Here is a 22,619-nt window from a genome sequence, read left to right as displayed (position 1 = left end):
ACGGTAATGCGATCCTGTAGCAGCAGCCTCGCGAGCTCGACAGCTGCTACAAAAAAGTGCGTCGAGGCTAATTGCTTAACTAAAGCTGTCGCGGGTGAAGGCGCTGATTACCCCTCGGCTCGTATTTCACTCGTCGGGAAGTCGATCTCTGTAGATCTGGCGCATTTACCCCGCACAACCCCGTAGACTAAGCTCACAAAAAATAAGGGTTTTGGGCCTTCGCCCATGCCTTACCCTTTCAGGACTCGCTTTTGCCTATCCCCATTCCCGATCCGCACCACGTGCCCGATGGTGCCTTGAGGCGGTTGCCCCTGCTCAAAGCCGCGGTGCTGTTTATTGCGGCGGTGTGCCTCTGCCTCTGCGGGCTGCTTTACCTGCAACTGGAGCAGTCGCGTCGGCACGACCTGGCGTTGGCCGAGGTGTCTTCGTCGAACCTGACCCGGGCCATGGCGCAGCAGGCCGAAGACACGTTCATGAAAGCCGATCTGGTGCTGACCAGTCTGGTGGACTGGATTCAGGCTGAGGGTTTCGACGCTGCCCAGACGCCACGCTTGCAGAAAACCTTCGCCCGGCGGGTGCAGACGTTGCATCAATTGCACGGGATATTTCTGTTCGACAAGCAGGGGCAACGGGTCGTGACGTCGTCCGAAAACCTGTCCCGTGGCCCAGGTGCGGCGGACCGCGAGTACTTCAGGTTTCACCAGCAGAACGTATCGTCCCCGGCACACATCGGCCCGGCGATTCGCAGTCGGGAAAATGGCGAGTGGATCATTCCGGTTTCCAGGCGAGTAAACGACCCGAGCGGCAATTTCCAGGGGGTGCTGGTGGCCGGGATCAAGATGTCGTACTTCGACCAGTTCTTCAAAAGCTTCAGCCTCGATAACAATGGCGCGATGTTTTTGGCGTTGACCGATGGAACACTGCTGGCGCGACGGCCGTTTGTGGAGTCGCAGATTGGCACGTCATTGGCTCAGGGGGAGATTTTTCAAAAACTTCTGCCCAGTGCGACATCCGGCAACGCCATGATCGACTCGGTGGTGGATGGCATCGTTCGGTTGTATGGCTACCGACAACTCGATACCTATCCGGTGGTGGTCGCGGCGGCATCTTCCAAAGACGCGATCCTCAAGGACTGGTATGACACGGCGATTCAATCCAGTGTGATCGTCGCTCTGGTCGTCCTCGGCGTGGGGTTGTTCGGTTGGGTGTTCATTCATCAGGTGCGCGCGGGCGAGCGCATCGAGGCGGATTTGCGCGAGGCGCAGAAAACCCTGGAATTGATCGCCACCCACGATAGCCTGACCGGGTTGGCCAACCGTCGATTGTTCGAGCGGGCGCTGGAGATCGAGTTCGGGCGCGGTGCCCGGCGGTCGAGTCCGCTGAGCCTGATCATGCTCGATATCGATTATTTCAAGCGCTATAACGACGCCTACGGTCATGTGGCGGGGGACCATTGCCTGGCCGAAGTGGCGCGGGCGCTGAAGAGTTGCTGTCACCGCAACGCCGATCTGGCGGTGCGTTACGGCGGTGAAGAGTTCGCGGTGTTGCTGCCGGACACCGATATTCATGGTGCACTGACGATCGCCGAGCAGATCCGCCGAAGCGTCATGGACAAAAACATCATCCACAGCGGCTCTCCCACGGGTTACGTCACGGTCAGTCTTGGCTGTTATTCGTTTGTGCCGACGGGGCACGATAGCACCGAAATGTTGATCAAGCGCGCGGATGCGGCGCTGTACCAGGCCAAGCATTCGGGACGAAATCGTTCGGCAGTGTTGTCGATGGAAGGGGGCGTCGAAGCGCTGATGCGCTCGGACCGCTAATGCTAGTCAGTTAAGTGCAATCCATGTGGGAGCGGGCTTTGCATTGGTCGTCATGGATTGCTTTTATGCGTGCCGCTGACTTGCGTTATTCAGGGACGGTGACCGGGCAGGGCTGCTATGGTCAGTGGAGAGCCTGGCTTTCATGACGACAGACCAGACCCGCAGGCCTCACCCGATAAGGCGATCGATCGACAGGATCAAGTGCATGGATTTGACTGCCATTACCACCGCTGCACCCGCACGTCATACACCGATTACCCGTAACCTGATATTCGTCATCGGCCTGCTTTTTGTGGTTGGGGTGCTGATTGCACTGATCGCCTTGTTCAGTATTGCCGGACGGCTCGATGCTCAGGATCTGAGCAAAACCACGTTCTACACGCAACGCGCACTTGAGAACCGCATCACCGCCTCGAAAAACTACATCGTCAGCTACGCCAACTGGACGACCGCCTACGACCACCTGAACGACAAGGTCGATGTGCAATGGGCCTATGTCGAGCAGAACGTGGGTAAAACTCTGTTTACCATCGATCACTACGACGCGGTTTTCGTAATCGATGGTCAGCGAACCAAATACGCCACGGTGCGCGGGCTGCTGGTTCAGGATCAGGCGACAGCCTATCTGTCGACCTCGATGGCGACGCTTGTAGACGAGGTTCAAAGTCAGGAAAGCCTCATCGAGCCCGTCAGCCGGTACACCTTGTTCGAAGGCAAACCGGCGCTGTTGACGGCAGCCGCGATCGTGCCCAATGACGAACGCCCTGCGGTCGATCCCAAGAGCACCTCAGTGCTTATATACGTCGACCAGTTGAACCCTGAAAAGCTCGCTACCTTGAGCGCCGATTACGGTTTGCATGACTTGAGCCTGACGGCCGACGACGTCATTGTTCCCGGTCAACCAGCCGTCGCTCTGACCGGCACCGGTTACAGCCTGGTCTCCCGGCTTGAGCAGCCGGGTCACCAATTGCTTTGGTCGTTGCTGCCACCACTGGGCGGGGCGCTGTTGATTCTGGCGTTATTGACGGCTTACTTCTTTCGTTATGTCCTGCGCACGTCGGGGCATGTGGATGCCAGTTACACCAGCCTCGATTTGTCGAACCAGGCGCTTGAGGCCAGTGAAGAACGTTTTCGTGCGGTGGCCGAAGCGGCGTCCGACTGGATCTGGGAAACCGACGACCAGCATTGCATCACTTATCTGTCGGGGCGCTTCAGCACCGTCACCGGGTTCTCGGATCAACAATGGCTGGGGCAGAACATCGGGCAACTGCTCAATTGCGAAACCATGCCCTTGTCGCTGTGGCTGAACAAACTTGATGAAGAGCAAGCCGTCAGCCACTTGCGCTGTTCCTACCGTGATCAATCGGGGCAACAGCGAGTGTGCCGGGTGTCGGCGCGACCGATCCAGCGCAAGGGCGCGCTATTGGGTTTTCGCGGGACGGCCAGCGACATCACTGATGAAGTCGCCGCCCATGCGCAGATCCAGCATCTTTCGATGCACGACGCACTGACGGGCTTGCCGAACCGCAACAAACTGGCGCGCTACCTCGAAGACGCACTGGCCCTGAAAGAGCAATCGACGGCGTTGACGTTGTTGATGATCGACCTGGATAACTTCAAGCCGATCAATGATTCCCTCGGCCACCCGGCGGGCGATGCGGTATTGCTGGAAGTGGCGATCCGTTTGCGCGAATGCACGCGGGATATCGATCTGGTTGCGCGATTGGGGGGCGACGAGTTCGTGCTGGTGCTTCACGGCATGGACAGCCACGCGGAAATCGACCGCTTTTGCGAGCGCTTGCTCGACAGCCTGCATCAACCGATTCATTACGATCACCACACGCTGCACATCGGTGCGAGCATCGGTATCGCCCTGAGTCGGCGCCAGGGGCATCTTCCGGAGGAGCTGATTCGCTGTGCCGATATCGCGTTGTATCAGGCCAAATCCAATGGCAAGAAGACCTGGTGCTACTTTGCGGCGCACATGAACGATCAGATCCAGCACCGCCGACAACTGGAAAGCGACCTGCGTCAGGCGATCAAGAACAACGAATTCGTGATGCATTACCAGCCGCGTTATCACGTCGATGGCAAGCAGATCGTCTCGGTCGAAGCGCTGTTGCGCTGGCAGCATCCGGTGCAAGGCTTGTTGAACCCCGACGCGTTTATTCCATTGGCCGAGCAGACCGACTTGATCGTGCCATTAGGGCGCTGGGTGTTGCGCGAGGCGTGCGAGACGGCCCTGACCTGGCCGGGCGCGATGATGGTCTCGGTCAACCTGTCGCCGGTGCAGTTTGCCCGTAGCGATGTGATCGAGGACGTCCGGGAGGCGTTGATTCAGAGCCGATTGCCCGCCAGTCGACTGGAACTGGAGATCACTGAAAACGTGATGCTCATCGACGTCGATGGCGCTCTGGCGACCATGAATGCGCTCAAGGAGTTGGGCGTACGGCTGAACATGGACGATTTCGGCACCGGTTATTCTTCGCTGGGTTATCTGCGTACGTATCCGTTTGACGGGATCAAGATCGACAAGCGCTTCATTGCGTCCATGAGCAACGGCAGCAATGATCGCGCCGTGGTGCAGGCGATCATCAACCTGGGCAAGGCCATGGGCCTGACTGTCACCGCAGAGGGCGTCGAGACGCTGGAACAACTGGACTTCCTGATCTCGGATCAGTGCCATGAAGTGCAGGGGTTCTACCTCAGTCGACCGGTGGACAGGCATGCACTGCTGCCGTTGCTCAAGGCATCATGGGACGATCACCCGCTGTAAGTCTCGCGCCTTTAGTCGCCTGTTTCATTCGCCGCGGCAACTGCCGTGGCGCACCCCGGTCACAACTGGATACCGCCTCATCCGTTGCGAGCGTCGGATCATGAAGAACCTGAAAATCGCCACCTTCAACGTCAACGGCATGCGCGCCCGCTTGCCGAATCTGCTGGCCTGGCTTGCGCGAGAACAGCCAGACATCGCCTGTTTGCAGGAACTCAAATCGGTGGATGGCGCATTCCCCGTCGCGGAGTTGGAGGCGGCCGGGTATGGCGCCGTCTGGCACGGCCAGGTGTCGTGGAACGGGGTGGCGATTCTGGCGCGCGATGCGCAGCCGTTGGAGAGCCGGCGCGGTTTGCCAGGTGATGACAGCGATACCCATAGCCGCTACGTGGAAGCCGCCGTGCATGGGGTTCTGGTGGGATGTCTGTACCTGCCCAACGGCAACCCGCAGCCGGGACCGAAGTTCGATTACAAACTGGCGTGGTTCGAGCGGCTGATCTCGCACGCCAAGGACTTGCAGAGCAGCGACCATCCTGTGGTGCTGGCCGGTGATTACAACGTGGTGCCCACCGATCTGGACATCTACAACCCGCGTTCCTGGCTCAAGGACGCGCTGCTTCAACCCGAGAGTCGCGCGTGTTATCAGCGCCTTCTGGACCAGGGCTGGACCGATTCGCTGCGTTATCTGTATCCAGAGGAGCGGATCTACACCTTCTGGGATTATTTCCGGCAGCACTGGCAGAAAAACTCGGGGTTGCGCATCGATCATCTGCTGCTCAACCCGGCACTGAGTCCTTACCTGCAGGAGGCTGGCGTCGATGCCTGGGTTCGCAACGAACCTCATGCCAGCGATCATGCACCGACATGGATTCGAGTGGGGTCGCGCAAGCGGCGATAGGTCTGGCACGTGCGGCGATTGGCTAAATCAATTGTCAGTCCGACCGTGTTATCCCTTATACATGGCGCCCATCGGCGGAGCGATCCGCGGACCTCTGCATAAAGGATTGAGCGATGAGCGAGACACGACTGACGAATCTTGCGCTGTACCTGCAACGCCTGGGCTTCGATGCGCCTCCGGCGCCAACCCTGGAAACCCTGCGCCAACTGCAACTGCGTCACACCGGTGCCTTCCCGTTCGAAAACCTCACCACATTATTGGGCGAACCGGTGCTTATCGATCTGCCGTCCATCGAGCAGAAAGTCCTGCACGAAGGTCGTGGTGGCTACTGCTACGAACTCAACCACCTGTTCCTGGCCTTGCTTCAGACGCTGGGTTTCGAGGCGCGCGGCATCACCGGTCGCGTGGTCATGAACCAGCCGGAAGGCGCATGGACCGCTCGCACTCACCGCTTGAGTCTGGTGACCCTCGATGGCGTGCGCTACATCACTGACGTCGGCTTCGGCGGCATGGTACCCACCGCACCGCTGATGCTGGATACCAAAGCTGAGCAGTTCACTCCCCACGAACCCTATCGCATCGAACCGCATGCCGACGGCTACACCCTGCGCGCCAACGTCGGTGGTGAATGGCGGGCGATGTACATCTTCGACCTGCAACGTCAGGAAGACATCGACTACACCCTCGGCAACTGGTACGTCTCGACCCATCCTGAATCGCCCTTTCTCAAGCAATTAATGGTGGCGCGGACGGGGGAGGGATGGCGACGCACATTGAATAACGGCAGTTTTGCCATTCATCGCACGGGCAGCGAGAGCGAGCGGCGGCAGGTGGCGGATGTGGATCAGTTGATCGGGTTACTGGAAAGCGAATTCGGGATTCGAGTGCCGGCGCAGGAAGTGTTGAAGCGGGCGCTGGGGCGGTTGATTGAGCCTGTGTCGCAGGCAAATTGAGCTCCACGCAAAGGGGCGGATTTGATCAATTCGCTCCTTCTTCTTTTGCTCGATCCAGGCGTGGGTGTGTTGGTTTTGTGCCTAGGAACGAACCTCAAGCTCCATCACGTGATGGATTTCGCTGAGGACCTCTGACAACTTTTTCTCCAGGCTTTTCAGCTCGGAGGCGGTGAGGCCTTTTTTGAGATGCCCGACATTGGCAACAGCCGTGTTCTGATCGGGCTTCGCCGCTTTGCCTTTATCGCTGAGCAGTGCCTGGCGCAGGGTATTGTTGATCACCGTCTGGTAGCCGTACCCCTCGCTTTCTGCCAGCACGCGCGCGGCCTCTATGACGACATCATCGAGCATGATGGTGATTCGGGTCTTGCCTTTGCTGGAGGCAACCGCTCCACGCTTGGCATTGCTGAAGTCGTATTCATCTTTCATCGGTCAAGCCTCCATATAGTGGCGACGCTCGTTTTTGGTGGCGATGCGCGCGGAAATGATTCGCACGAAATTCGGGTCGCGGTAGGTGTATGCAACGACCAGCAGTCGACCTTTGGCATCCAGCCCGATGATGATCCATCGCTGCTCATCATGGTTGTTGTCCTGAAGCATCAGAGCTCGTTCGTCATAAAACACGGGTTCTGTCTCGGCGAGGCTGACGCCTTGATGCTTCAGTTTGTTGGCCGCGTTCTTTGCCTTGTGGTACTGAATTTCGAATGACTTCATTATGCATACTTTATATGTATAAGCGAGGGGCGGCCGTGCCGGCGGTCGCTTGGAAAGCAAAAGATTAGCGGTGGGGAGGGAAAGGGGAGGAAGGATGTATTTCAAGAGTTTTTTAGGCCGGGGGCTCTACGGCGAAAGGGCTGTGTGAACATCTGTCCGTAATCTGACTGGTTAGTTGTATACAACTCTATAGACATTTGTCCTGACTATTGAATACAGTGTGCGCACAACAAAAAACCAGGGAACCCCCCAACCATGAAAACGCCCCATGTTTCACAACAACGGCCCGAGGATGAGAATCTCGGGATCGGCGCGAATATGGCTTACGGCCTGCAACACGTTCTGACCATGTACGGAGGTATCGTCGCGGTGCCCTTGATCATCGGCCAAGCGGCCGGGCTCTCGCCGGCGGACATCGGTTTGTTGATTGCTGCTTCATTGTTTGCAGGGGGGCTGGCGACGTTGCTGCAGACCCTGGGTTTACCGTTTTTCGGTTGTCAGTTGCCGCTGGTGCAGGGCGTGTCGTTCTCCGGCGTTGCGACCATGGTGGCGATTGTCAGTAGCGGTGGGGAGGGTGGCTTTCAGTCGATTCTCGGGGCGGTGATTGCCGCGTCGTTGATCGGCTTGCTGATCACGCCAGTGTTCTCGCGAATCACCAAGTTCTTTCCGCCGTTGGTAACCGGCATTGTGATCACCACTATCGGCCTGACGCTGATGCCGGTGGCCGCGCGCTGGGCCATGGGCGGCAACAGCCATGCCCCGGACTTCGGCAGCATGGCAAACATCGGCCTGGCGGCGGTGACGTTGGTGCTGGTACTGCTACTGAGCAAGATCGGCAGTGCAACTATCTCCCGTTTGTCGATCCTCTTGGCAATGGTCATTGGCACCGTCATCGCCGTGTTCCTCGGCATGGCGGATTTCTCGTCCGTCACCCAAGGCCCGATGTTCGGCTTCCCGGCACCGTTCCATTTCGGCATGCCGACCTTCCACTTCGCCGCGATTCTGTCGATGTGCATCGTGATCATGGTGACCCTGGTGGAAACCTCCGCCGACATTCTGGCCGTCGGTGAAATCATCGACACCAAAGTCGACTCCAAACGCCTGGGCAACGGCCTGCGCGCCGACATGCTGTCGAGCATGATCGCGCCGATCTTCGGCTCCTTCACCCAGAGTGCTTTCGCCCAGAACGTCGGGCTGGTGGCGGTCACCGGAATCAAGAGCCGTTTCGTGGTGGCCACCGGCGGTGTGTTCCTGGTGGTGCTCGGTTTGCTGCCCTTCATGGGCCGGGTCATCGCTGCCGTGCCAACCTCCGTACTCGGCGGCGCCGGCATCGTGCTGTTCGGCACTGTGGCGGCCAGCGGCATTCGGACACTGTCCAAGGTCGACTACCGCAACAACGTCAACCTGATCATCGTCGCCACCTCCATCGGTTTCGGCATGATCCCCATCGCCGCACCGAATTTCTACGACCACTTCCCCAGCTGGTTCGCGACGATCTTCCACTCGGGCATCAGCTCCTCGGCAATCATGGCCATCGTGCTGAACCTGGCCTTCAACCACCTCACTGCCGGCAACTCGGATCAACAATCGGTGTTTGCGGCCGGTACCGAGCGAGTCTTGCGTTATCAGGATCTGGCGGCGTTGCGGGAAGGGGATTACTTCAGCGAAGGCAAGCTGCGTGACTGCGACGGGAACGAGATTCCGGTGGTGGAGGCAGAGCATGGGCATGCCGAGCCGCGGGCGGTGCATGCGAAAAGCAGTGAGCATGTTTGACGGCGGTACCCGGTAAAAAGGCAGGTAGATCAAAAGATCGCAGCCTGCGGCAGCTCCTAAGGAAATTCGTGTGAGATGCGATCTCCGTAGGAGCTTCCGCAGGCTGCGATCTTTTGACTTTATGGCGAGCACAAAAAAGCCCCTGAATCTTTTTATTGGAGTTCTTTCGATATCCCTGGATCAGGAAAAAACATTCGAGTTCCCGCTCTTTTTGAGATAACGCGAGCATCTGAGTCGTCCCGCTGCCAACCGCCGCCCAATGCTTTGAACGTGGCCACTGCAGCGCGAGCCGATTCAGTTTGTGCCTGAGCTCTGCCATCAGATGCCGCTAAAAGGTGTTCATCGGCATCCAGCACTTCGATCAGGCTGACCACGCCTTTTTCATAAGCGACAAACGACGTCGCTCGGGCTTTCGCATACGCCGACTCACCCTGGGCGAGTTGTGTCGATTGTTGCTCGCGGTTGATCAGCGCTGAAAAAGCGCTTTCCACATCTTCGCAGGCCCGCAGAACGGACTGGCGGTAAGCGGCTAAGGCTTCGGCTTCCTGGCCTTTCGCCAAATCAATTTGAGCGTTGATGCGGCCAAAATCGAACAGCCTCCAACGTAATCCCAGTGCCGCCGAAGCCTGACTGGCGCCGTTGCTGAACAGGTTTGTGCTGGATACCGAGGTAGCACTGCCGAGCAGCGCCCCCACAGACAGTTTGGGGTAGTACTCGGACATGGCTTCGCCGATGCGTGCGTTGGATGCCGCAAGTCGGCGCTCAGCGACGATCAAGTCTGGACGCCGACGCAGCAGGTCGGCCGGAGCCCCCATGTCCGAGAGGCCTGGCACATCAGGGATGGGCGCCGGCTTAGTCAACTGCGCGCTATAAGTGCCGGGCGCCTTGCCCAACATGACATCCAGCGCATTCATTGCCGCGTCAATGCCTGCTTGCAGTACCGGAACGGTGGCCTGCGCTTGATTCAGCGCGCCTTGGGTCTGGTTCAACTGCAGTTCAGCCGCCAGGCCTTTTGCGTAGAGATGTTCGATGGTGGTGAGCAGTTGTTGTCGTGTGTCTACTTGCTGGCGGGCTATTTCCAGGCGTGCTTGAAGGCCACGGAGGCTAATGTAAAGATCGGCTGTCTGCGCGACCACTGCCAGGCGTGTGGCAATCGCCCCGGCTTGTGAGGCCTGATAATCGGCGAAGGCGGCTTCTTTACCTCGGCGCAGCCCGCCAAACACATCCAGCTCCCAACCGGCATTCAAATTCGCCTCATAGGCACTGCCGTAGCGATTGTAGGAAGGGGCTGAATTCAGCACTTGACCCAACGGAGTCTCCAATGACTGACGGGCTCGGGCCGCTTGACCGTTGACGGTAGCCGACGGCAGGAGAGCTGCGTTAGCTGCGCCCAAACCGGCGCGAGCCTGCTCGATCCTTGCGCTTGCCTGGGCTAAATCGAGGTTCTGTTCAAGTGCTCGATTTATCAGCTGATTGAGTATCGGGTCATTAAATGCGTTCCACCAAGCGGCGAGATCGGCATTTGCGGCGCCCACTTGTCGTGCCTTGGACGTTTGCGCCGAGAAATGCTCGGGCAATTCCACACTGGGTTCTGAGTAGTCGGGGCCCACTGCGCAACCTGCAACCATACCCAAACACAGTAAGACGGCGAAACGAGGAGGAGGGTGCATGCGATACCTGCGAAAGGGTCGTTTTGTGACGATATTACAATTTGGTCACAAGTTGTCAACCACCTTTGGGATGAGTAAGCTGCTCGCATGAATCAGCCATCAGTTTCTTCGCCCAGCGCCCGTGGCCCAGTCGATCATGACATTCGAGACCAGATTGTCGCGGCGGCCAACGAGCATTTCAGTCAGTACGGTTATGGCAAAACAACGGTTTCTGACCTAGCCAAGGCCATCGGCTTTTCCAAGGCTTACATCTACAAATTCTTTGAATCCAAGCAGGCGATTGGTGAAGCAATCTGTACAAATTGCCTGACTGAAATCGTTGCGGCAGTTGAGCAGGCCATCAATGTAGACGGCATCTCGCCGACTGAACGTTTTCGGCGCCTGGTCAAAACCTTAATCGCTACAGGTGTGAGCCTGTTCTTTAATGACCGTAAACTCTATGACATCGCAGCGTTCGCCGCATCGGAGCGCTGGCCCAGCTCACAAGTCTATGACGCTCAGATCAAGAGCTTCGTGTCGCAAATCGTGCGTGAGGGGCGAGAGCTCGGCGAGTTTGAACGCAAGACACCGCTGGACGAGACGGTAGAGGCGATTCATCTTGCTCTACGGCCCTTTATCAATCCTTTGCTATTGCAGTACAACCTCGATTTTGTTGAAGAAGCCCCTTCTCTTATCTCCAATCTTGTTCTGCGCAGCCTGATGCCTTAAACCGTCCGCTGACGGATGCGCTGCGCATCCGTATCAGCGTGTGCGCCTGAAAAAACCAGATATCAAGCCTCTCTGCCTTGCTCTGATCAAGTTGGGGAATGTTCATTCGTCTCGGTGGTGACTATTGACAGAATTGGTCACTTGAATAAGCATGGTGCATCCGCTACCAAGAGGTCTTTATGATCCAGCGCCATCGCATGTCACTCATTTTCATTGCCTTGTTGCCGTTTGCCCTGGCGGCCTGCAACGAGGCCACGCCTGCCGATCCTCGCCTTCAAGTGCCCTTGGTGCGCATCGGCGTGGTTCAACCCTCCGCGCCTGCGGCACGGGTATTCACCGGTATCGTCGCGGCTCGAGTTCAGAGCGATCTCGGTTTTCGGGTGCCTGGGAAAGTCTTGGAGCGCTTGGTGGACGCTGGGCAGAGTGTCAAACGTGGGCAGCCACTTATGCGCATCGATGCCAACGACCTGACGCTGACCGCCAGGGCGCAGCAGGAAGCGGTGCTGGCCGCTATGGCCCGAGCCCGGCAGGCCTCCGATGATGAACTTCGCTACCGTGATTTGGTGTCCGTCGGTGCGGTATCTGCCTCAGCTTACGCAGGGATCAAAGCGGCTGCCGACTCGGCGAAGGCTCAGCTAAACGCTGCCCGGGCTCAGGCTGATGTGGCGAAAAACGCGACCGGTTATTCGACGTTGCTGGCGGATGCTGATGGGGTTGTAGTGGATACCTTGGCGGAGCCGGGTCAGGTGGTTGGCGCAGGACAGATGGTGGTACGCGTTGCCCATTCAGGGCAGCGCGAGGCCGTGATCCAGTTACCCGAGACGCTACGTCCTGCGCTGGGCTCGGCGGCGACGGTTGAGCTCTACGGGCAGAACCAGCGTGCAGGCAGCGCCCGTTTACGTCAGCTGTCCGACTCTGCAGACCGACAGACCCGAACGTTTGAAGCGCGTTATGTGCTGGAAGGGGCGCTCTCCAACGCCACCCTGGGTTCGACGATCTCAGTGGTTATCGCCGACACGGATGTTGCTGATGCCAAGGAATTCCAGGTGCCCATGGGAGCCCTCTACGACGGGGGTAAAGGCCCGGGTGTCTGGGTGGTTGGGGGAGAGCCGGAGCATGTGGTATGGCGCCCGATCAAGGTTCGCAGCCTGAATAACGAGGCCAGCGTGCGCGTGACGGGGGATCTGCAGGTGGGTGATCGTGTTGTCGCATTGGGTGCTCACTTGCTGAGCGAGGGAGAGAAGGTCAGGACTGAACTCGCCGATGCTCCGCAAAATTCAGTGGTTGAGGTAAGTCGATGAGCGGCTTCAATCTTTCGGCGCTGGCCGTACGCGAGCGCTCAATCACCCTGTTTTTGATCCTGCTGATTTCTGTGGGTGGGTTGTACGCCTTCTTCAAACTGGGGCGTGCGGAAGACCCCGCATTCACCATTAAACAAATGACGGTGGTCACCGCCTGGCCTGGGGCGACGGCCCAGGAGATGCAAGACCAGGTGGTAGAAAAGCTGGAAAAACGCATGCAGGAACTGCGTTGGTACGACCGGACCGAGACCTTTACCCGGCCCGGCTTGGCATTCACCACGGTTTATCTGCTTGATAGCACGCCGCCCTCAGCCGTCCAGGAGGAGTTTTACCAGGCGCGCAAGAAAATCCTGGATGAGCAGAAGGGGTTGCCGTCAGGGGTGATCGGCCCGATGGTCAATGATGAGTATTCCGATGTCACCTTCGCGCTCTATGCGCTCAAGGCCAAGGGCGAGCCGCAACGTCTGTTGGTGCGCGAAGCCGAGAGCTTGCGCCAGCGTCTGCTGCATGTGGCGGGTGTGAAGAAGGTCAACATCATCGGTGAACAGGCCGAGCGCATTTTTGTCGAGCTGTCCTACGAGCGTCTGGCGACATTGGGCATTTCCGCACGAGACATCTTCAGTGCGTTGAACACGCAGAACATGATAACGCCGGCCGGCTCGGTTGAAGCTAAGGGCCCACAGGTTTTCATCCGCCTGGATGGCGCGTTTGATGACCTGCAGAAGATTCGTAATACCCCACTGACGGTGCAGGGCAGAACCCTCAAGTTGTCCGATGTGGCTGAGGTCAAGCGCGGCTATGAGGACCCTGCGACGTTCCTGGTACGCAACAATGGCGAGCCCGCATTGTTGCTCGGCGTGGTTATGCGCGATGGCTGGAACGGTCTGGATCTGGGGAAGTCGCTGGAGGCCGAGGCAACAGCGATCAACGAGCAGATGCCTTTGGGCATGAGCCTGACCAAGGTCACGGATCAGGCGGTGAATATTGGCGCATCCGTCAACGAGTTCATGGTGAAGTTTTTTGCTGCCCTGGGCGTGGTGCTGCTGGTGTGTTTCCTCAGCATGGGCTGGCGTGTCGGCGTTGTGGTTGCCGCGGCGGTGCCGCTGACCCTGGCGGCCGTGTTCATTGTCATGGCGGCCACGGGCAAAGACTTCGATCGAATTACCCTGGGTTCGTTGATTCTGGCATTGGGGCTGCTGGTGGACGATGCAATCATTGCCATTGAAATGATGGTGGTGAAGATGGAGGAGGGCTACGACCGAATCAAGGCCTCCGCTTATGCCTGGAGCCACACGGCCGCGCCGATGTTGTCGGGGACATTGGTGACGGCGATCGGCTTTATGCCCAACGGTTTTGCCAAGTCGACCGCAGGTGAATACACCGCGAACATGTTCTGGATCGTTGGCATTGCGCTGATCACTTCCTGGGTGGTGGCCGTGGTATTTACCCCTTACCTGGGCGTCAAACTGCTGCCGCAGATCAAGGTGCCTGAAGGCGGGCATACGGCGATTTACGGTACACCGAACTACCAGCGTTTCAGGCGCCTGCTGGGCAGTGTGATCCGCCGCAAAGGCCTGGTGGCTGCATCCGTCGTTGGCTTGTTTGTTGTTGCGATTCTGGGCATGGGCGTGGTCAAGAAGCAGTTCTTTCCAACGTCCGACCGACCTGAGGTGCTGGTTGAGGTGCAGATGCCTTACGGCACCTCTATAGAACAGACTGATGTGGCCGCGGCCAAGGTCGAGGCGTGGTTGGCTCTGCAGTCGGAAGCCAGGATCGTCACCGCTTACATTGGCCAGGGCGCACCGCGCTTCTATTTGGCGATGGCCCCTGAGCTACCCGATCCATCCTTCGCAAAAATCGTCGTCCTGACCACGAGTCAGCAAGAGCGCGAGGCGCTCAAGCTCCGCCTCAGGCAAGCCGTAGCCGATGGCTTGGCGCCTGAAGCCCGGGTGCGGGTGACGCAGTTGGTATTTGGTCCTTATTCACCGTATCCGGTGGCCTTTCGGGTGATGGGCGCCGACCCCGCAGTGTTGCGGGATATCGCCGCGCAGGTGCGTGAGGTCATGACCGCCAGCCCCATGATGAGGACCGTCAACACCGATTTGGGCGAGCGCGCGCCGGCACTTCATCTCACGCTGGATCAGGATCGCCTGCAAGCATTCGGCTTGACCTCGACCGATGTCGCGCAACAGCTGCAATTCCTGCTCACGGGGGTGCCTGTCACCGAGGTGCGTGAGGATATTCGTTCGGTTCAGGTAGTTGCTCGCTCGGCGGGAGAGACGCGTCTGGATCCGTCGAAAATTGCCGCCTTCACGCTGACCGGTGCCCAAGGGCAGCGCGTGTCGCTGTCCCAGGTAGGGGCGGTGGATGTGCGCATGGAGGAACCCATTCTGCGACGTCGTGATCGTACGCCGACGATAACTGTGCGTGGTGACGTGGCTGAAGGTCTTCAGCCTCCCGATGTCTCCAACGCCTTGATAACGCAGTTGCAGCCCATCATCGAAAAACTGCCGGCGGGCTACCGGATCGAGTTTGCCGGCTCGATCGAGGAGTCGGGTAAAGCGAACAAGGCATTGCTACCGTTGTTCCCGATCATGATCGCGCTGATGTTGCTGACCATTATTATTCAGGTGCGCTCGATGTCGGCAATGATGATGGTGTTCGCTACTGCGCCTTTGGGCCTGATTGGTGTGGTGCCAATTCTGCTGCTGTTCCAGCAACCCTTCGGGATCAACGCCTTGGTGGGACTGATTGCCTTGTCAGGGATTCTGATGCGCAACACGCTGATCCTCATCGGGCAGATTCACTCCAATGAGCAAGCCGGCCTGTCGCCTTACAACGCCGTGGTCGAAGCCACTGTGCAGCGCGCGAGGCCCGTGATTCTCACGGCGTTGGCGGCAATGCTGGCGTTCATTCCGCTGACCCATTCGGTGTTCTGGGGAACGCTGGCCTACACCCTGATTGGCGGTACGTTTGCCGGCACCGTGCTGACCCTGGTGTTCCTGCCAGCGATGTACGCCCTCTGGTTCAAGATCAAGCCCGAGCCCGCGTATGAGCTTGCAGCGAACACTCATGTTGCTTGATACCTGAGTGCTGACAAAACGCCAAAACGAAAAAAACCCGCCAAAAGGCGGGTTTTTCGGGGGTTCAGAGATTTTGGAAACTTTCTCTGTAACCTTGTCTGGCTCCACGACCTGGACTCGAACCAGGGACCCAGTGATTAACAGTCACTTGCTCTACCAACTGAGCTATCGCGGAATGGCGTCTATGTTACTGATTCAAAAAGAGAAGTCAAGCCTCTGTCGGCGGTTTGATGTTTTCATCGGATTGGAGGGGGTTATCGGCCATTGGCGGTTACCAGAATCGCGGTAGAGGTCTACCATGGTCGCCCGGAAGTGGTGACACGCGCTGCCGGCCCTCAGCCGAAAAGGTATGCGCCATGAATCATCCAGCCCTCACACCTCAAAACAGCGGGGTGTTCGCATGAGCATCGCTCAGATCAGCCTGCCCAAAGGCGTTGGTCCGCACGCCGAGAAACTGTTCGACGCAATCACTCAGGCCAGTACCGCTGATGAATTGAACCGGGCGGGCGGCAAGGCCGAAGGTTTTGTTTTGGGCCTGGAAAGCACCAAGGCGATCAAAAGCCAGGTGGCCGAGTCGCTTTATGTGGCCTATGACGACGCGGCCAGCCAGCGTGCAACCGAATTGGCTTAACCGCCGAAGGTAATGGTGCCGAGCATCAGCTTGGCGTACAGCATCGTGGCGGCCAGTTGCACCAGCCACAAGGCCAGGCCGCCAAGGAACACGCCAGCAGCCACTTGCAGCACCAGGTTATTACCGCGTTTGGCCGAAGTGCGGGGCACGAAATGGTCCAGCTCGTCGCGGTCGGCGCGTAGGTCATCGTTTTTCATGTGGGTTCTCAAGAATTCTCGGGTGTACTCATAACCTGTGGGAGCGGGCTTGCTCGCGAAGGCGGCGGCACATCCAGCATCAATGTGACAGATAGACCGCTTTCGCGAGCAAGCCCGCTCCCACATGTTTGATCTGCGTGCAGTCTAGAGCGACCGGTCGCCGAACTGGGAATTATCAAAGACAAATAAAAAACGGGAAACCCTATGGCTTCCCGTTTTCATATCACGCAACCACTCAGATCACCGCAACGATGGCCTTGGTCACGACGTCGATGTTGCTCTGGTTCAGCGCGGCAACGCAGATGCGGCCGGTGTCCAGGGCGTAGATGCCGAACTCGCTGCGCAGACGGGTTACCTGCTCAACCGTCAGGCCGGAGTAGGAGAACATGCCGCGCTGGCGACCGACGAAGCTGAAATCGCGCTGTGGAGCGTTTTTCGCCAGCAAGTCGACCATCTGGGTGCGCATGCCGCGAATCCGCAGGCGCATTTCTGCCAGTTCCTCTTCCCACTGGGCACGCAGTACCGGGCTGTTCAGCACGGCGGCGACGATGCTTGCACCGTGGGTCGGCGGGTTGGAGTAGTTGGTGCGGATCACGCGTTTGACTTGCGACAGTACGCGCGCGCCTTCTTCTTTCGATTCGCTGACGATCGACAGGGCGCCAACGCGCTCGCCGTACAGCGAGAAGGATTTGGAGAACGAGCTCGAGACGAAGAAGGTCAGGTCCGATTCGGCGAACAGGCGCACGGCCGCGGCGTCTTCATCGATGCCGTCGCCAAAGCCCTGGTAGGCCATGTCGAGGAATGGCACGTGACCTTTGGCCTTGACCACTTCCAGTACGTTTTTCCAGTCCGCCGGGCTCAGGTCCACGCCGGTAGGGTTGTGGCAGCAAGCGTGCAGCACAACGATGGAGCCGGACGGCAGGGCGTTCAGGTCTTCGAGCAGGCCTGCACGGTTAACGTCGTGGGTGGCGGCATCGTAGTAGCGATAGTTCTGCACCGGGAAACCAGCGGTTTCGAACAGGGCGCGGTGGTTTTCCCAGCTCGGGTCGCTGATGGCCACGACAGCGTTCGGCAGCAGTTGCTTGAGGAAATCAGCACCGATTTTCAGCGCGCCAGTACCGCCGACGGCTTGGGTGGTGATAACCCGGCCAGCGGCGATCAGCGGCGAATCATTGCCGAACAGCAGTTTTTGCACGGCTTGGTCGTAGGCAGCGATGCCGTCGATCGGCAAGTAGCCACGGGAAACGTGTTGAGCGGCGCGAATCGTCTCGGCTTCGACAACGGCGCGCAGGAGTGGAATTCGGCCCTCCTCGTCGCAGTAAACACCGACCCCCAGGTTGACCTTGTTGGTACGGGTATCGGCATTGAATGCTTCGTTGAGGCCCAGGATTGGATCGCGTGGTGCCATTTCGACAGCGGAGAACAGGCTCATTATTGCGGCGGCTCTGAATGGAGTGTGGAGGGACGTGTCGCGCTCCAGCCGAATGCACTAGAGCGGTGCACAAACGGGGAGCTAGTATAGAGGCCATCAGCGATTGATGGCGACAGGCGATTCGGCTTTTACCGTAAGTTTTTCCAATTATTTTTCGATCATGGGTCGAGTGGTGTCGTCAAAGGTTTTGCCCGATGTAGGACGTTTGCCTTGAAAGCGATGGCAATCGGCTCCACATTGAGCACAATCCAGTTTTTTCCTTGGGCGACATCGGTCGTTTGTGGTTTTTTTCGTCGCTGTCCGGTTTGACTGGGCAGGCGCGAATCCAGAGGTATGTATGTCTGAATTCCAGCTAGTCACCCGCTTCGAGCCCGCCGGCGATCAGCCGGAAGCCATCCGCCTGATGGTCGAGGGCATTGAGGCCGGGCTGGCGCACCAGACGTTGCTCGGTGTGACCGGCTCGGGCAAGACCTTCAGCATCGCCAACGTGATCGCCCAGATTCAGCGCCCGACGCTGGTGCTGGCGCCCAACAAGACCCTGGCCGCGCAGTTGTATGGCGAATTCAAGACGTTCTTCCCGAACAACGCCGTTGAATACTTCGTGTCTTATTACGACTACTACCAGCCCGAAGCCTACGTGCCGTCGTCCGACACCTTCATCGAGAAGGATGCCTCGATCAACGACCATATCGAGCAGATGCGCCTGTCCGCGACCAAGGCGCTGCTGGAGCGCAAGGACGCGATCATCGTCACCACGGTGTCCTGCATCTACGGTCTGGGTAGCCCGGAAACCTATCTGAAGATGGTGTTGCACGTGGATCGCGGCGACAAGCTCGACCAACGCGCGCTGCTACGTCGCCTGGCCGACCTGCAATACACCCGCAACGACATGGATTTCGCCCGGGCGACCTTCCGGGTGCGCGGCGACGTGATTGATATCCATCCGGCGGAATCCGATTTCGAAGCGATCCGCATCGAGCTGTTCGATGATGAAGTGGAGAGCCTGTCCGCCTTCGATCCGCTGACCGGTGAAGTCATCCGCAAACTGCCGCGTTTCACCTTCTATCCGAAGAGCCACTACGTGACCCCGCGCGAAACCCTGCTCGAGGCCACCGAAGGGATCAAGGTCGAATTGCAGGAGCGCCTGGAATACCTGCGCTCCAATAACAAACTGGTGGAAGCCCAGCGACTGGAGCAGCGCACCCGTTTCGATCTGGAGATGATCCTCGAGCTGGGCTACTGCAACGGCATCGAAAACTATTCGCGCTACCTGTCGGGCCGTGAATCCGGCCAGGCGCCGCCCACGTTGTTCGACTACCTGCCGGCGGATGCCTTGCTGGTGATCGACGAATCCCACGTCAGCGTGCCGCAAGTCGGCGCCATGTATAAAGGTGACCGTTCCCGGAAAGAGACGCTGGTGGAGTACGGCTTCCGTCTGCCGTCCGCGCTGGACAACCGGCCGATGCGTTTCGATGAGTTCGAAAGCATCAGTCCCCAAACGATTTTTGTCTCGGCCACGCCGGGCAATTATGAGGCGGAACATGCTGGCCGAGTGGTCGAGCAATTGGTGCGCCCGACCGGTCTGGTGGACCCGCAAATCGAAATTCGCCCGGCGTTGACTCAGGTCGACGACTTGCTCTCGGAAATCACCAAGCGTGTGGCCCTGGAAGAGCGGGTGCTGGTTACCACGCTGACCAAGCGCATGTCTGAAGATTTGACCGATTATCTGGCCGACCACGGCGTGCGCGTGCGTTATCTGCACTCGGACATCGACACTGTGGAGCGGGTCGAAATTATCCGTGACTTGCGTCTCGGCGTCTTCGATGTGCTGGTGGGGATCAACCTGCTGCGTGAAGGCCTGGACATGCCGGAAGTCTCGCTGGTAGCGATTCTCGATGCGGACAAGGAGGGTTTCTTGCGTTCCGAGCGCTCGTTGATCCAGACCATCGGCCGGGCGGCGCGCAACCTCAATGGGCGGGCGATTTTGTACGCAGATCGCATCACCGGCTCCATGGAGCGGGCGATCGGCGAAACCGAGCGTCGACGCGACAAGCAGATCGCCTTCAACCTGGCCAATGGCATCACGCCGAAGGGGGTGTTCAAGGACGTCGCCGACATCATGGAAGGCGCGGTCGTGCCGGGTTCGCGCAGCAAGAAGCGCAAAGGCATGGCCAAGGCCGCCGAGGAAAGTGCCAAGTACGAGGCCGAACTGCGCTCGCCGAGCGAGATCAGCAAACGCATTCGTCAGTTGGAAGAAAAGATGTACCAGCTCGCCCGCGACCTGGAATTCGAAGCCGCGGCGCAGTTGCGCGACGAAATCGGCAAGTTGCGGGAGCGGTTGATCGTTGTTTGATTTGTGGTGTCTGACAGGGCCTCTTCGCGAGCAAGCCCGCTCCCACAGTTGACCGAGTTGTCCAGGCGGATGCGGTCTACTGTGGGAGCGGGCTTGCTCGCGAAGGCGTACGACTGAACGCCATATTCATCAGCTAAAGTGCTTCCCCCAGCCCTCAACCCACCTCGGCCTACGAGTGATGTGGAGGTAAATACCCCACTCACTGGAGCCGGGCGGCTATCGCCTGTTACCATTCGCCTCTTGTTTGATCTTCGCTTTTATTCTTTTCGAGACATGCCATGACCACCGTCCGCACTCGCATCGCGCCATCGCCTACCGGGGACCCCCACGTAGGTACCGCTTACATCGCTTTGTTCAACTACTGCTTTGCCAAGCAGCATGGCGGTGAGTTCATCCTGCGGATCGAAGACACCGACCAGTTGCGTTCGACCCGCGAGTCCGAGCAGCAGATTTTCGACGCCCTGCGCTGGTTGGGTATCGACTGGAGCGAAGGCCCGGATGTCGGCGGCCCGCACGGTCCTTATCGTCAGAGCGAGCGCGGCGATATTTATCAGAAGTACTGCCAGCAATTGGTCGACATGGGTCATGCCTTCCCGTGCTTCTGCACGGCTGAAGAACTGGACCAGATGCGCGCCGAGCAAATGGCCCGCGGCGAAACCCCGCGTTACGACGGTCGTGCGCTGTTGCTCTCCAAGGAAGAAGTCGCGCGCCGCCTGGCTGCCGGCGAGCCACACGTGATCCGCATGAAAGTGCCGACCGAAGGCGTGTGCGTGGTGCCTGACATGCTGCGTGGCGACGTCGAGATCCCGTGGGATCGCATGGACATGCAAGTGCTGATGAAGACCGACGGCTTGCCGACGTACTTCCTGGCCAACGTTGTCGATGACCACTTGATGGGCATCACTCACGTTTTGCGCGGTGAAGAATGGCTGCCTTCGGCGCCGAAACTGATCCTTTTGTACGAATACTTCGGCTGGGAACAACCGCAGCTGTGCTACATGCCGCTGCTGCGTAACCCGGACAAGAGCAAACTGTCCAAGCGCAAGAACCCGACCTCGGTGACCTTCTACGAGCGCATGGGCTTCATGCCGGAAGCGATGCTCAACTACCTGGGTCGCATGGGTTGGTCGATGCCGGACGAGCGCGAGAAGTTCTCCCTGCAGGAAATGGTCGATAACTTCGATCTGAGCCGCGTCTCCCTCGGCGGGCCGATTTTCGACATCGAGAAGCTGTCGTGGCTCAACGGCCAATGGCTGCGTGACCTGCCGGTGGAAGAGTTCGCCGCTCGTCTGCAAAAGTGGGCACTGAACCCTGAATACATGATGAAGATCGCACCGCATGTGCAGGGCCGGGTTGAAACCTTCAGTCAAGTCGCACCACTGGCCGGCTTCTTCTTCGCTGGTGGCGTGAACCCGGACGCCAAACTGTTCGAATCCAAGAAGCTCTCGGGCGATCAGGTTCGTCAGTTGATGCAGTTGATTCTGTGGAAGCTGGAAAGCCTGCGTCAGTGGGAGAAGGACAGCATTACCGCGACGATTCAGGCGGTGGTCGAATCCCTGGAGTTGAAGCTGCGTGATGCCATGCCGCTGATGTTCGCCGCGATCACGGGGCAGGCCAGCTCGGTGTCGGTGCTCGACGCGATGGAAATCCTCGGTCCGGACCTGACCCGTTTCCGTCTGCGCCAGGCTATCGACCTGCTGGGCGGCGTGTCGAAGAAGGAAAACAAGGAGTGGGAAAAACTCCTGGGCGCTATCGCTTAAGGCTGTTTAACCTTGTGTAGGAGCTGCCGAAGGCTGCGATCTTTTGATCTTGCTCTTCGGCGCCACCCCCGTTTTTCGGGGGGAGGGCGGTAAGTGATTGTTATGTGGGCAAAAAATTTTGGAAATTGTTAAAAATAAGTTTGACAGCCTTCCGATGCGCCATTAAGATTCGCCCCGTCCTCAGCGATGAGGGGCTATAGCTCAGCTGGGAGAGCGCTTGCATGGCATGCAAGAGGTCGACGGTTCGATCCCGTCTAGCTCCACCAATTTACACTTCAAGGTCTGGCCACACCGGCCTTGAAGCGATCAACACTCAGCGTTGATCAGTTGTATAGAAGGGTTTGCGTCCCCTTCGTCTAGTGGCCTAGGACACCGCCCTTTCACGGCGGTAACAGGGGTTCGAGTCCCCTAGGGGACGCCAGTTTTACAGAAGCGATGTTGCAAGATGTCGCTCCGCCGCGAGGCGAAAAATCCGGGGCTATAGCTCAGCTGGGAGAGCGCTTGCATGGCATGCAAGAGGTCGACGGTTCGATCCCGTCTAGCTCCACCAATT

16 protein-coding genes and 4 tRNA genes are annotated in these 22,619 nt (G+C 58.6%); 14 read left to right on the top strand and 6 right to left on the bottom strand.

What is annotated here, in order from left to right:
• Positions 1-251 precede the first annotated feature (251 nt).
• The 4 genes from AC1RQB_RS19630 (at position 252) to AC1RQB_RS19615 (ending at position 6,447) form a co-directional block, all read left to right on the top strand.
• The gene (locus AC1RQB_RS19630) at positions 252-1,823 is read left to right on the top strand and encodes a sensor domain-containing diguanylate cyclase (protein ID WP_063340934.1); all 1,572 of its coding nucleotides are present in this window, start codon (positions 252-254) and stop codon (positions 1,821-1,823) included.
• Positions 1,824-2,028: 205 nt separating this feature from the next.
• A complete protein-coding gene (locus AC1RQB_RS19625) occupies positions 2,029-4,599 on the top strand; it encodes a bifunctional diguanylate cyclase/phosphodiesterase (RefSeq protein ID WP_063340933.1) in 2,571 nt (856 codons plus the stop codon).
• Positions 4,600-4,699: 100 nt separating this feature from the next.
• Positions 4,700-5,494: an exodeoxyribonuclease III gene (gene xth / locus AC1RQB_RS19620; protein ID WP_063340932.1), complete on the top strand. Its 795-nt coding sequence runs from the start codon at positions 4,700-4,702 to the stop codon at positions 5,492-5,494.
• Between the two features lie 113 nt (positions 5,495-5,607).
• Positions 5,608-6,447, top strand: coding sequence for an arylamine N-acetyltransferase family protein (locus AC1RQB_RS19615; protein ID WP_063340931.1), 840 nt, complete (start codon positions 5,608-5,610; stop codon positions 6,445-6,447).
• A gap of 81 nt (positions 6,448-6,528) precedes the next feature.
• Here the strand turns inward: AC1RQB_RS19615 and AC1RQB_RS19610 are convergent, their stop codons facing one another.
• Positions 6,529-6,873 (bottom strand): BrnA antitoxin family protein, encoded by a 345-nt coding sequence (locus AC1RQB_RS19610; RefSeq protein ID WP_063340930.1) that lies wholly within the window; start codon positions 6,871-6,873, stop codon positions 6,529-6,531.
• A 3-nt stretch (positions 6,874-6,876) separates the two neighbouring features.
• On the bottom strand, positions 6,877-7,158 hold the full coding sequence (locus AC1RQB_RS19605) for a BrnT family toxin (RefSeq protein ID WP_063340929.1): 282 nt from the start codon (positions 7,156-7,158) through the stop codon (positions 6,877-6,879).
• A 255-nt stretch (positions 7,159-7,413) separates the two neighbouring features.
• Between AC1RQB_RS19605 and AC1RQB_RS19600 the strand changes: the two genes are divergently transcribed.
• Positions 7,414-8,931, top strand: coding sequence for a nucleobase:cation symporter-2 family protein (locus tag AC1RQB_RS19600; RefSeq protein WP_048395157.1), 1,518 nt, complete (start codon positions 7,414-7,416; stop codon positions 8,929-8,931).
• A 152-nt stretch (positions 8,932-9,083) separates the two neighbouring features.
• Here AC1RQB_RS19600 and AC1RQB_RS19595 read toward each other — a convergent pair whose 3' ends face one another.
• A complete protein-coding gene (locus AC1RQB_RS19595) occupies positions 9,084-10,601 on the bottom strand; it encodes an efflux transporter outer membrane subunit (protein ID WP_063340928.1) in 1,518 nt (505 codons plus the stop codon).
• Between the two features lie 87 nt (positions 10,602-10,688).
• On the opposite strand from AC1RQB_RS19595, the gene AC1RQB_RS19590 reads away from it, so the two are divergent.
• From AC1RQB_RS19590 to AC1RQB_RS19580, 3 genes are all read left to right on the top strand, one after another.
• Positions 10,689-11,309, top strand: a complete 621-nt coding sequence (locus tag AC1RQB_RS19590; protein WP_007905997.1) for a TetR/AcrR family transcriptional regulator — start codon at positions 10,689-10,691, stop codon at positions 11,307-11,309.
• Between the two features lie 179 nt (positions 11,310-11,488).
• On the top strand, positions 11,489-12,610 hold the full coding sequence (locus AC1RQB_RS19585; RefSeq protein WP_007905995.1) for an efflux RND transporter periplasmic adaptor subunit: 1,122 nt from the start codon (positions 11,489-11,491) through the stop codon (positions 12,608-12,610).
• Positions 12,607-15,693 carry an efflux RND transporter permease subunit gene (locus AC1RQB_RS19580; RefSeq protein ID WP_008075954.1) on the top strand — a complete coding sequence of 1,029 codons (3,087 nt, stop codon included), beginning with the start codon at positions 12,607-12,609 and terminating at the stop codon, positions 15,691-15,693. The genes AC1RQB_RS19585 and AC1RQB_RS19580 overlap by 4 nt, the downstream gene beginning before the upstream one ends.
• A gap of 99 nt (positions 15,694-15,792) precedes the next feature.
• On the opposite strand, the gene AC1RQB_RS19575 is transcribed toward AC1RQB_RS19580, so the two are convergent.
• Positions 15,793-15,868: transfer RNA gene (locus AC1RQB_RS19575), tRNA-Asn, on the bottom strand.
• A 225-nt stretch (positions 15,869-16,093) separates the two neighbouring features.
• Between AC1RQB_RS19575 and AC1RQB_RS19570 the strand changes: the two genes are divergently transcribed.
• Positions 16,094-16,324 carry a hypothetical protein gene (locus AC1RQB_RS19570; protein ID WP_008007186.1) on the top strand — a complete coding sequence of 77 codons (231 nt, stop codon included), beginning with the start codon at positions 16,094-16,096 and terminating at the stop codon, positions 16,322-16,324.
• Here AC1RQB_RS19570 and AC1RQB_RS19565 read toward each other — a convergent pair.
• Together AC1RQB_RS19565 and AC1RQB_RS19560 are read right to left on the bottom strand one after the other, a co-directional pair.
• Positions 16,321-16,521 (bottom strand): hypothetical protein, encoded by a 201-nt coding sequence (locus AC1RQB_RS19565; protein WP_063340927.1) that lies wholly within the window; start codon positions 16,519-16,521, stop codon positions 16,321-16,323. The two genes, AC1RQB_RS19570 and AC1RQB_RS19565, sit on opposite strands and share 4 nt — an antisense overlap.
• A 235-nt stretch (positions 16,522-16,756) precedes the next feature.
• Positions 16,757-17,953, bottom strand: a complete 1,197-nt coding sequence (locus AC1RQB_RS19560; protein WP_063340926.1) for an amino acid aminotransferase — start codon at positions 17,951-17,953, stop codon at positions 16,757-16,759.
• 337 nt (positions 17,954-18,290) lie between these two features.
• Here AC1RQB_RS19560 and uvrB point away from each other — a divergent pair, with 337 nt between their 5' ends.
• The 5 genes from uvrB (at position 18,291) to AC1RQB_RS19535 (ending at position 22,616) form a co-directional block, all read left to right on the top strand.
• Positions 18,291-20,306, top strand: a complete 2,016-nt coding sequence (uvrB, locus tag AC1RQB_RS19555) for an excinuclease ABC subunit UvrB (protein ID WP_063340925.1) — start codon at positions 18,291-18,293, stop codon at positions 20,304-20,306.
• Positions 20,307-20,584: 278 nt separating this feature from the next.
• Entirely contained in the window at positions 20,585-22,066 is a 1,482-nt protein-coding gene (gene gltX / locus AC1RQB_RS19550) for a glutamate--tRNA ligase (RefSeq protein ID WP_008075949.1), read from the top strand.
• A gap of 190 nt (positions 22,067-22,256) precedes the next feature.
• A tRNA-Ala gene (locus AC1RQB_RS19545) sits at positions 22,257-22,332 on the top strand.
• 79 nt (positions 22,333-22,411) lie between these two features.
• Positions 22,412-22,487, top strand: a tRNA-Glu gene (locus AC1RQB_RS19540).
• 53 nt (positions 22,488-22,540) lie between these two features.
• Positions 22,541-22,616: transfer RNA gene (locus tag AC1RQB_RS19535), tRNA-Ala, on the top strand.
• Positions 22,617-22,619: the final 3 nt, after the last annotated feature.

The organism is Pseudomonas sp. GW822-FHT02E03 (genome assembly GCF_058802325.1).
Note: the sequence above shows the minus strand (reverse complement) of the source record. Positions and strands in the feature narration are given on the sequence as shown.

Bases quoted from the DNA above. Each gene is read 5' to 3' on its own strand.
- AC1RQB_RS19625 (WP_063340933.1), top strand. From the start codon at position 2,029: ATGGATTTGACTGCCATTACCACCGCTGCACCCGCACGTCATACACCG.
- xth (WP_063340932.1), top strand. From the start codon at position 4,700: ATGAAGAACCTGAAAATCGCCACCTTCAACGTCAACGGCATGCGCGCC.
- AC1RQB_RS19615 (WP_063340931.1), top strand. From the start codon at position 5,608: ATGAGCGAGACACGACTGACGAATCTTGCGCTGTACCTGCAACGCCTG.
- AC1RQB_RS19610 (WP_063340930.1), bottom strand. From the start codon at position 6,873: ATGAAAGATGAATACGACTTCAGCAATGCCAAGCGTGGAGCGGTTGCC.
- AC1RQB_RS19605 (WP_063340929.1), bottom strand. From the start codon at position 7,158: ATGAAGTCATTCGAAATTCAGTACCACAAGGCAAAGAACGCGGCCAAC.
- AC1RQB_RS19600 (WP_048395157.1), top strand. From the start codon at position 7,414: ATGAAAACGCCCCATGTTTCACAACAACGGCCCGAGGATGAGAATCTC.
- AC1RQB_RS19595 (WP_063340928.1), bottom strand. From the start codon at position 10,601: ATGCACCCTCCTCCTCGTTTCGCCGTCTTACTGTGTTTGGGTATGGTT.
- AC1RQB_RS19590 (WP_007905997.1), top strand. From the start codon at position 10,689: ATGAATCAGCCATCAGTTTCTTCGCCCAGCGCCCGTGGCCCAGTCGAT.
- AC1RQB_RS19585 (WP_007905995.1), top strand. From the start codon at position 11,489: ATGATCCAGCGCCATCGCATGTCACTCATTTTCATTGCCTTGTTGCCG.
- AC1RQB_RS19580 (WP_008075954.1), top strand. From the start codon at position 12,607: ATGAGCGGCTTCAATCTTTCGGCGCTGGCCGTACGCGAGCGCTCAATC.
- AC1RQB_RS19570 (WP_008007186.1), top strand. From the start codon at position 16,094: ATGAGCATCGCTCAGATCAGCCTGCCCAAAGGCGTTGGTCCGCACGCC.
- AC1RQB_RS19565 (WP_063340927.1), bottom strand. From the start codon at position 16,521: ATGAAAAACGATGACCTACGCGCCGACCGCGACGAGCTGGACCATTTC.
- AC1RQB_RS19560 (WP_063340926.1), bottom strand. From the start codon at position 17,953: ATGAGCCTGTTCTCCGCTGTCGAAATGGCACCACGCGATCCAATCCTG.
- uvrB (WP_063340925.1), top strand. From the start codon at position 18,291: ATGTCTGAATTCCAGCTAGTCACCCGCTTCGAGCCCGCCGGCGATCAG.
- gltX (WP_008075949.1), top strand. From the start codon at position 20,585: ATGACCACCGTCCGCACTCGCATCGCGCCATCGCCTACCGGGGACCCC.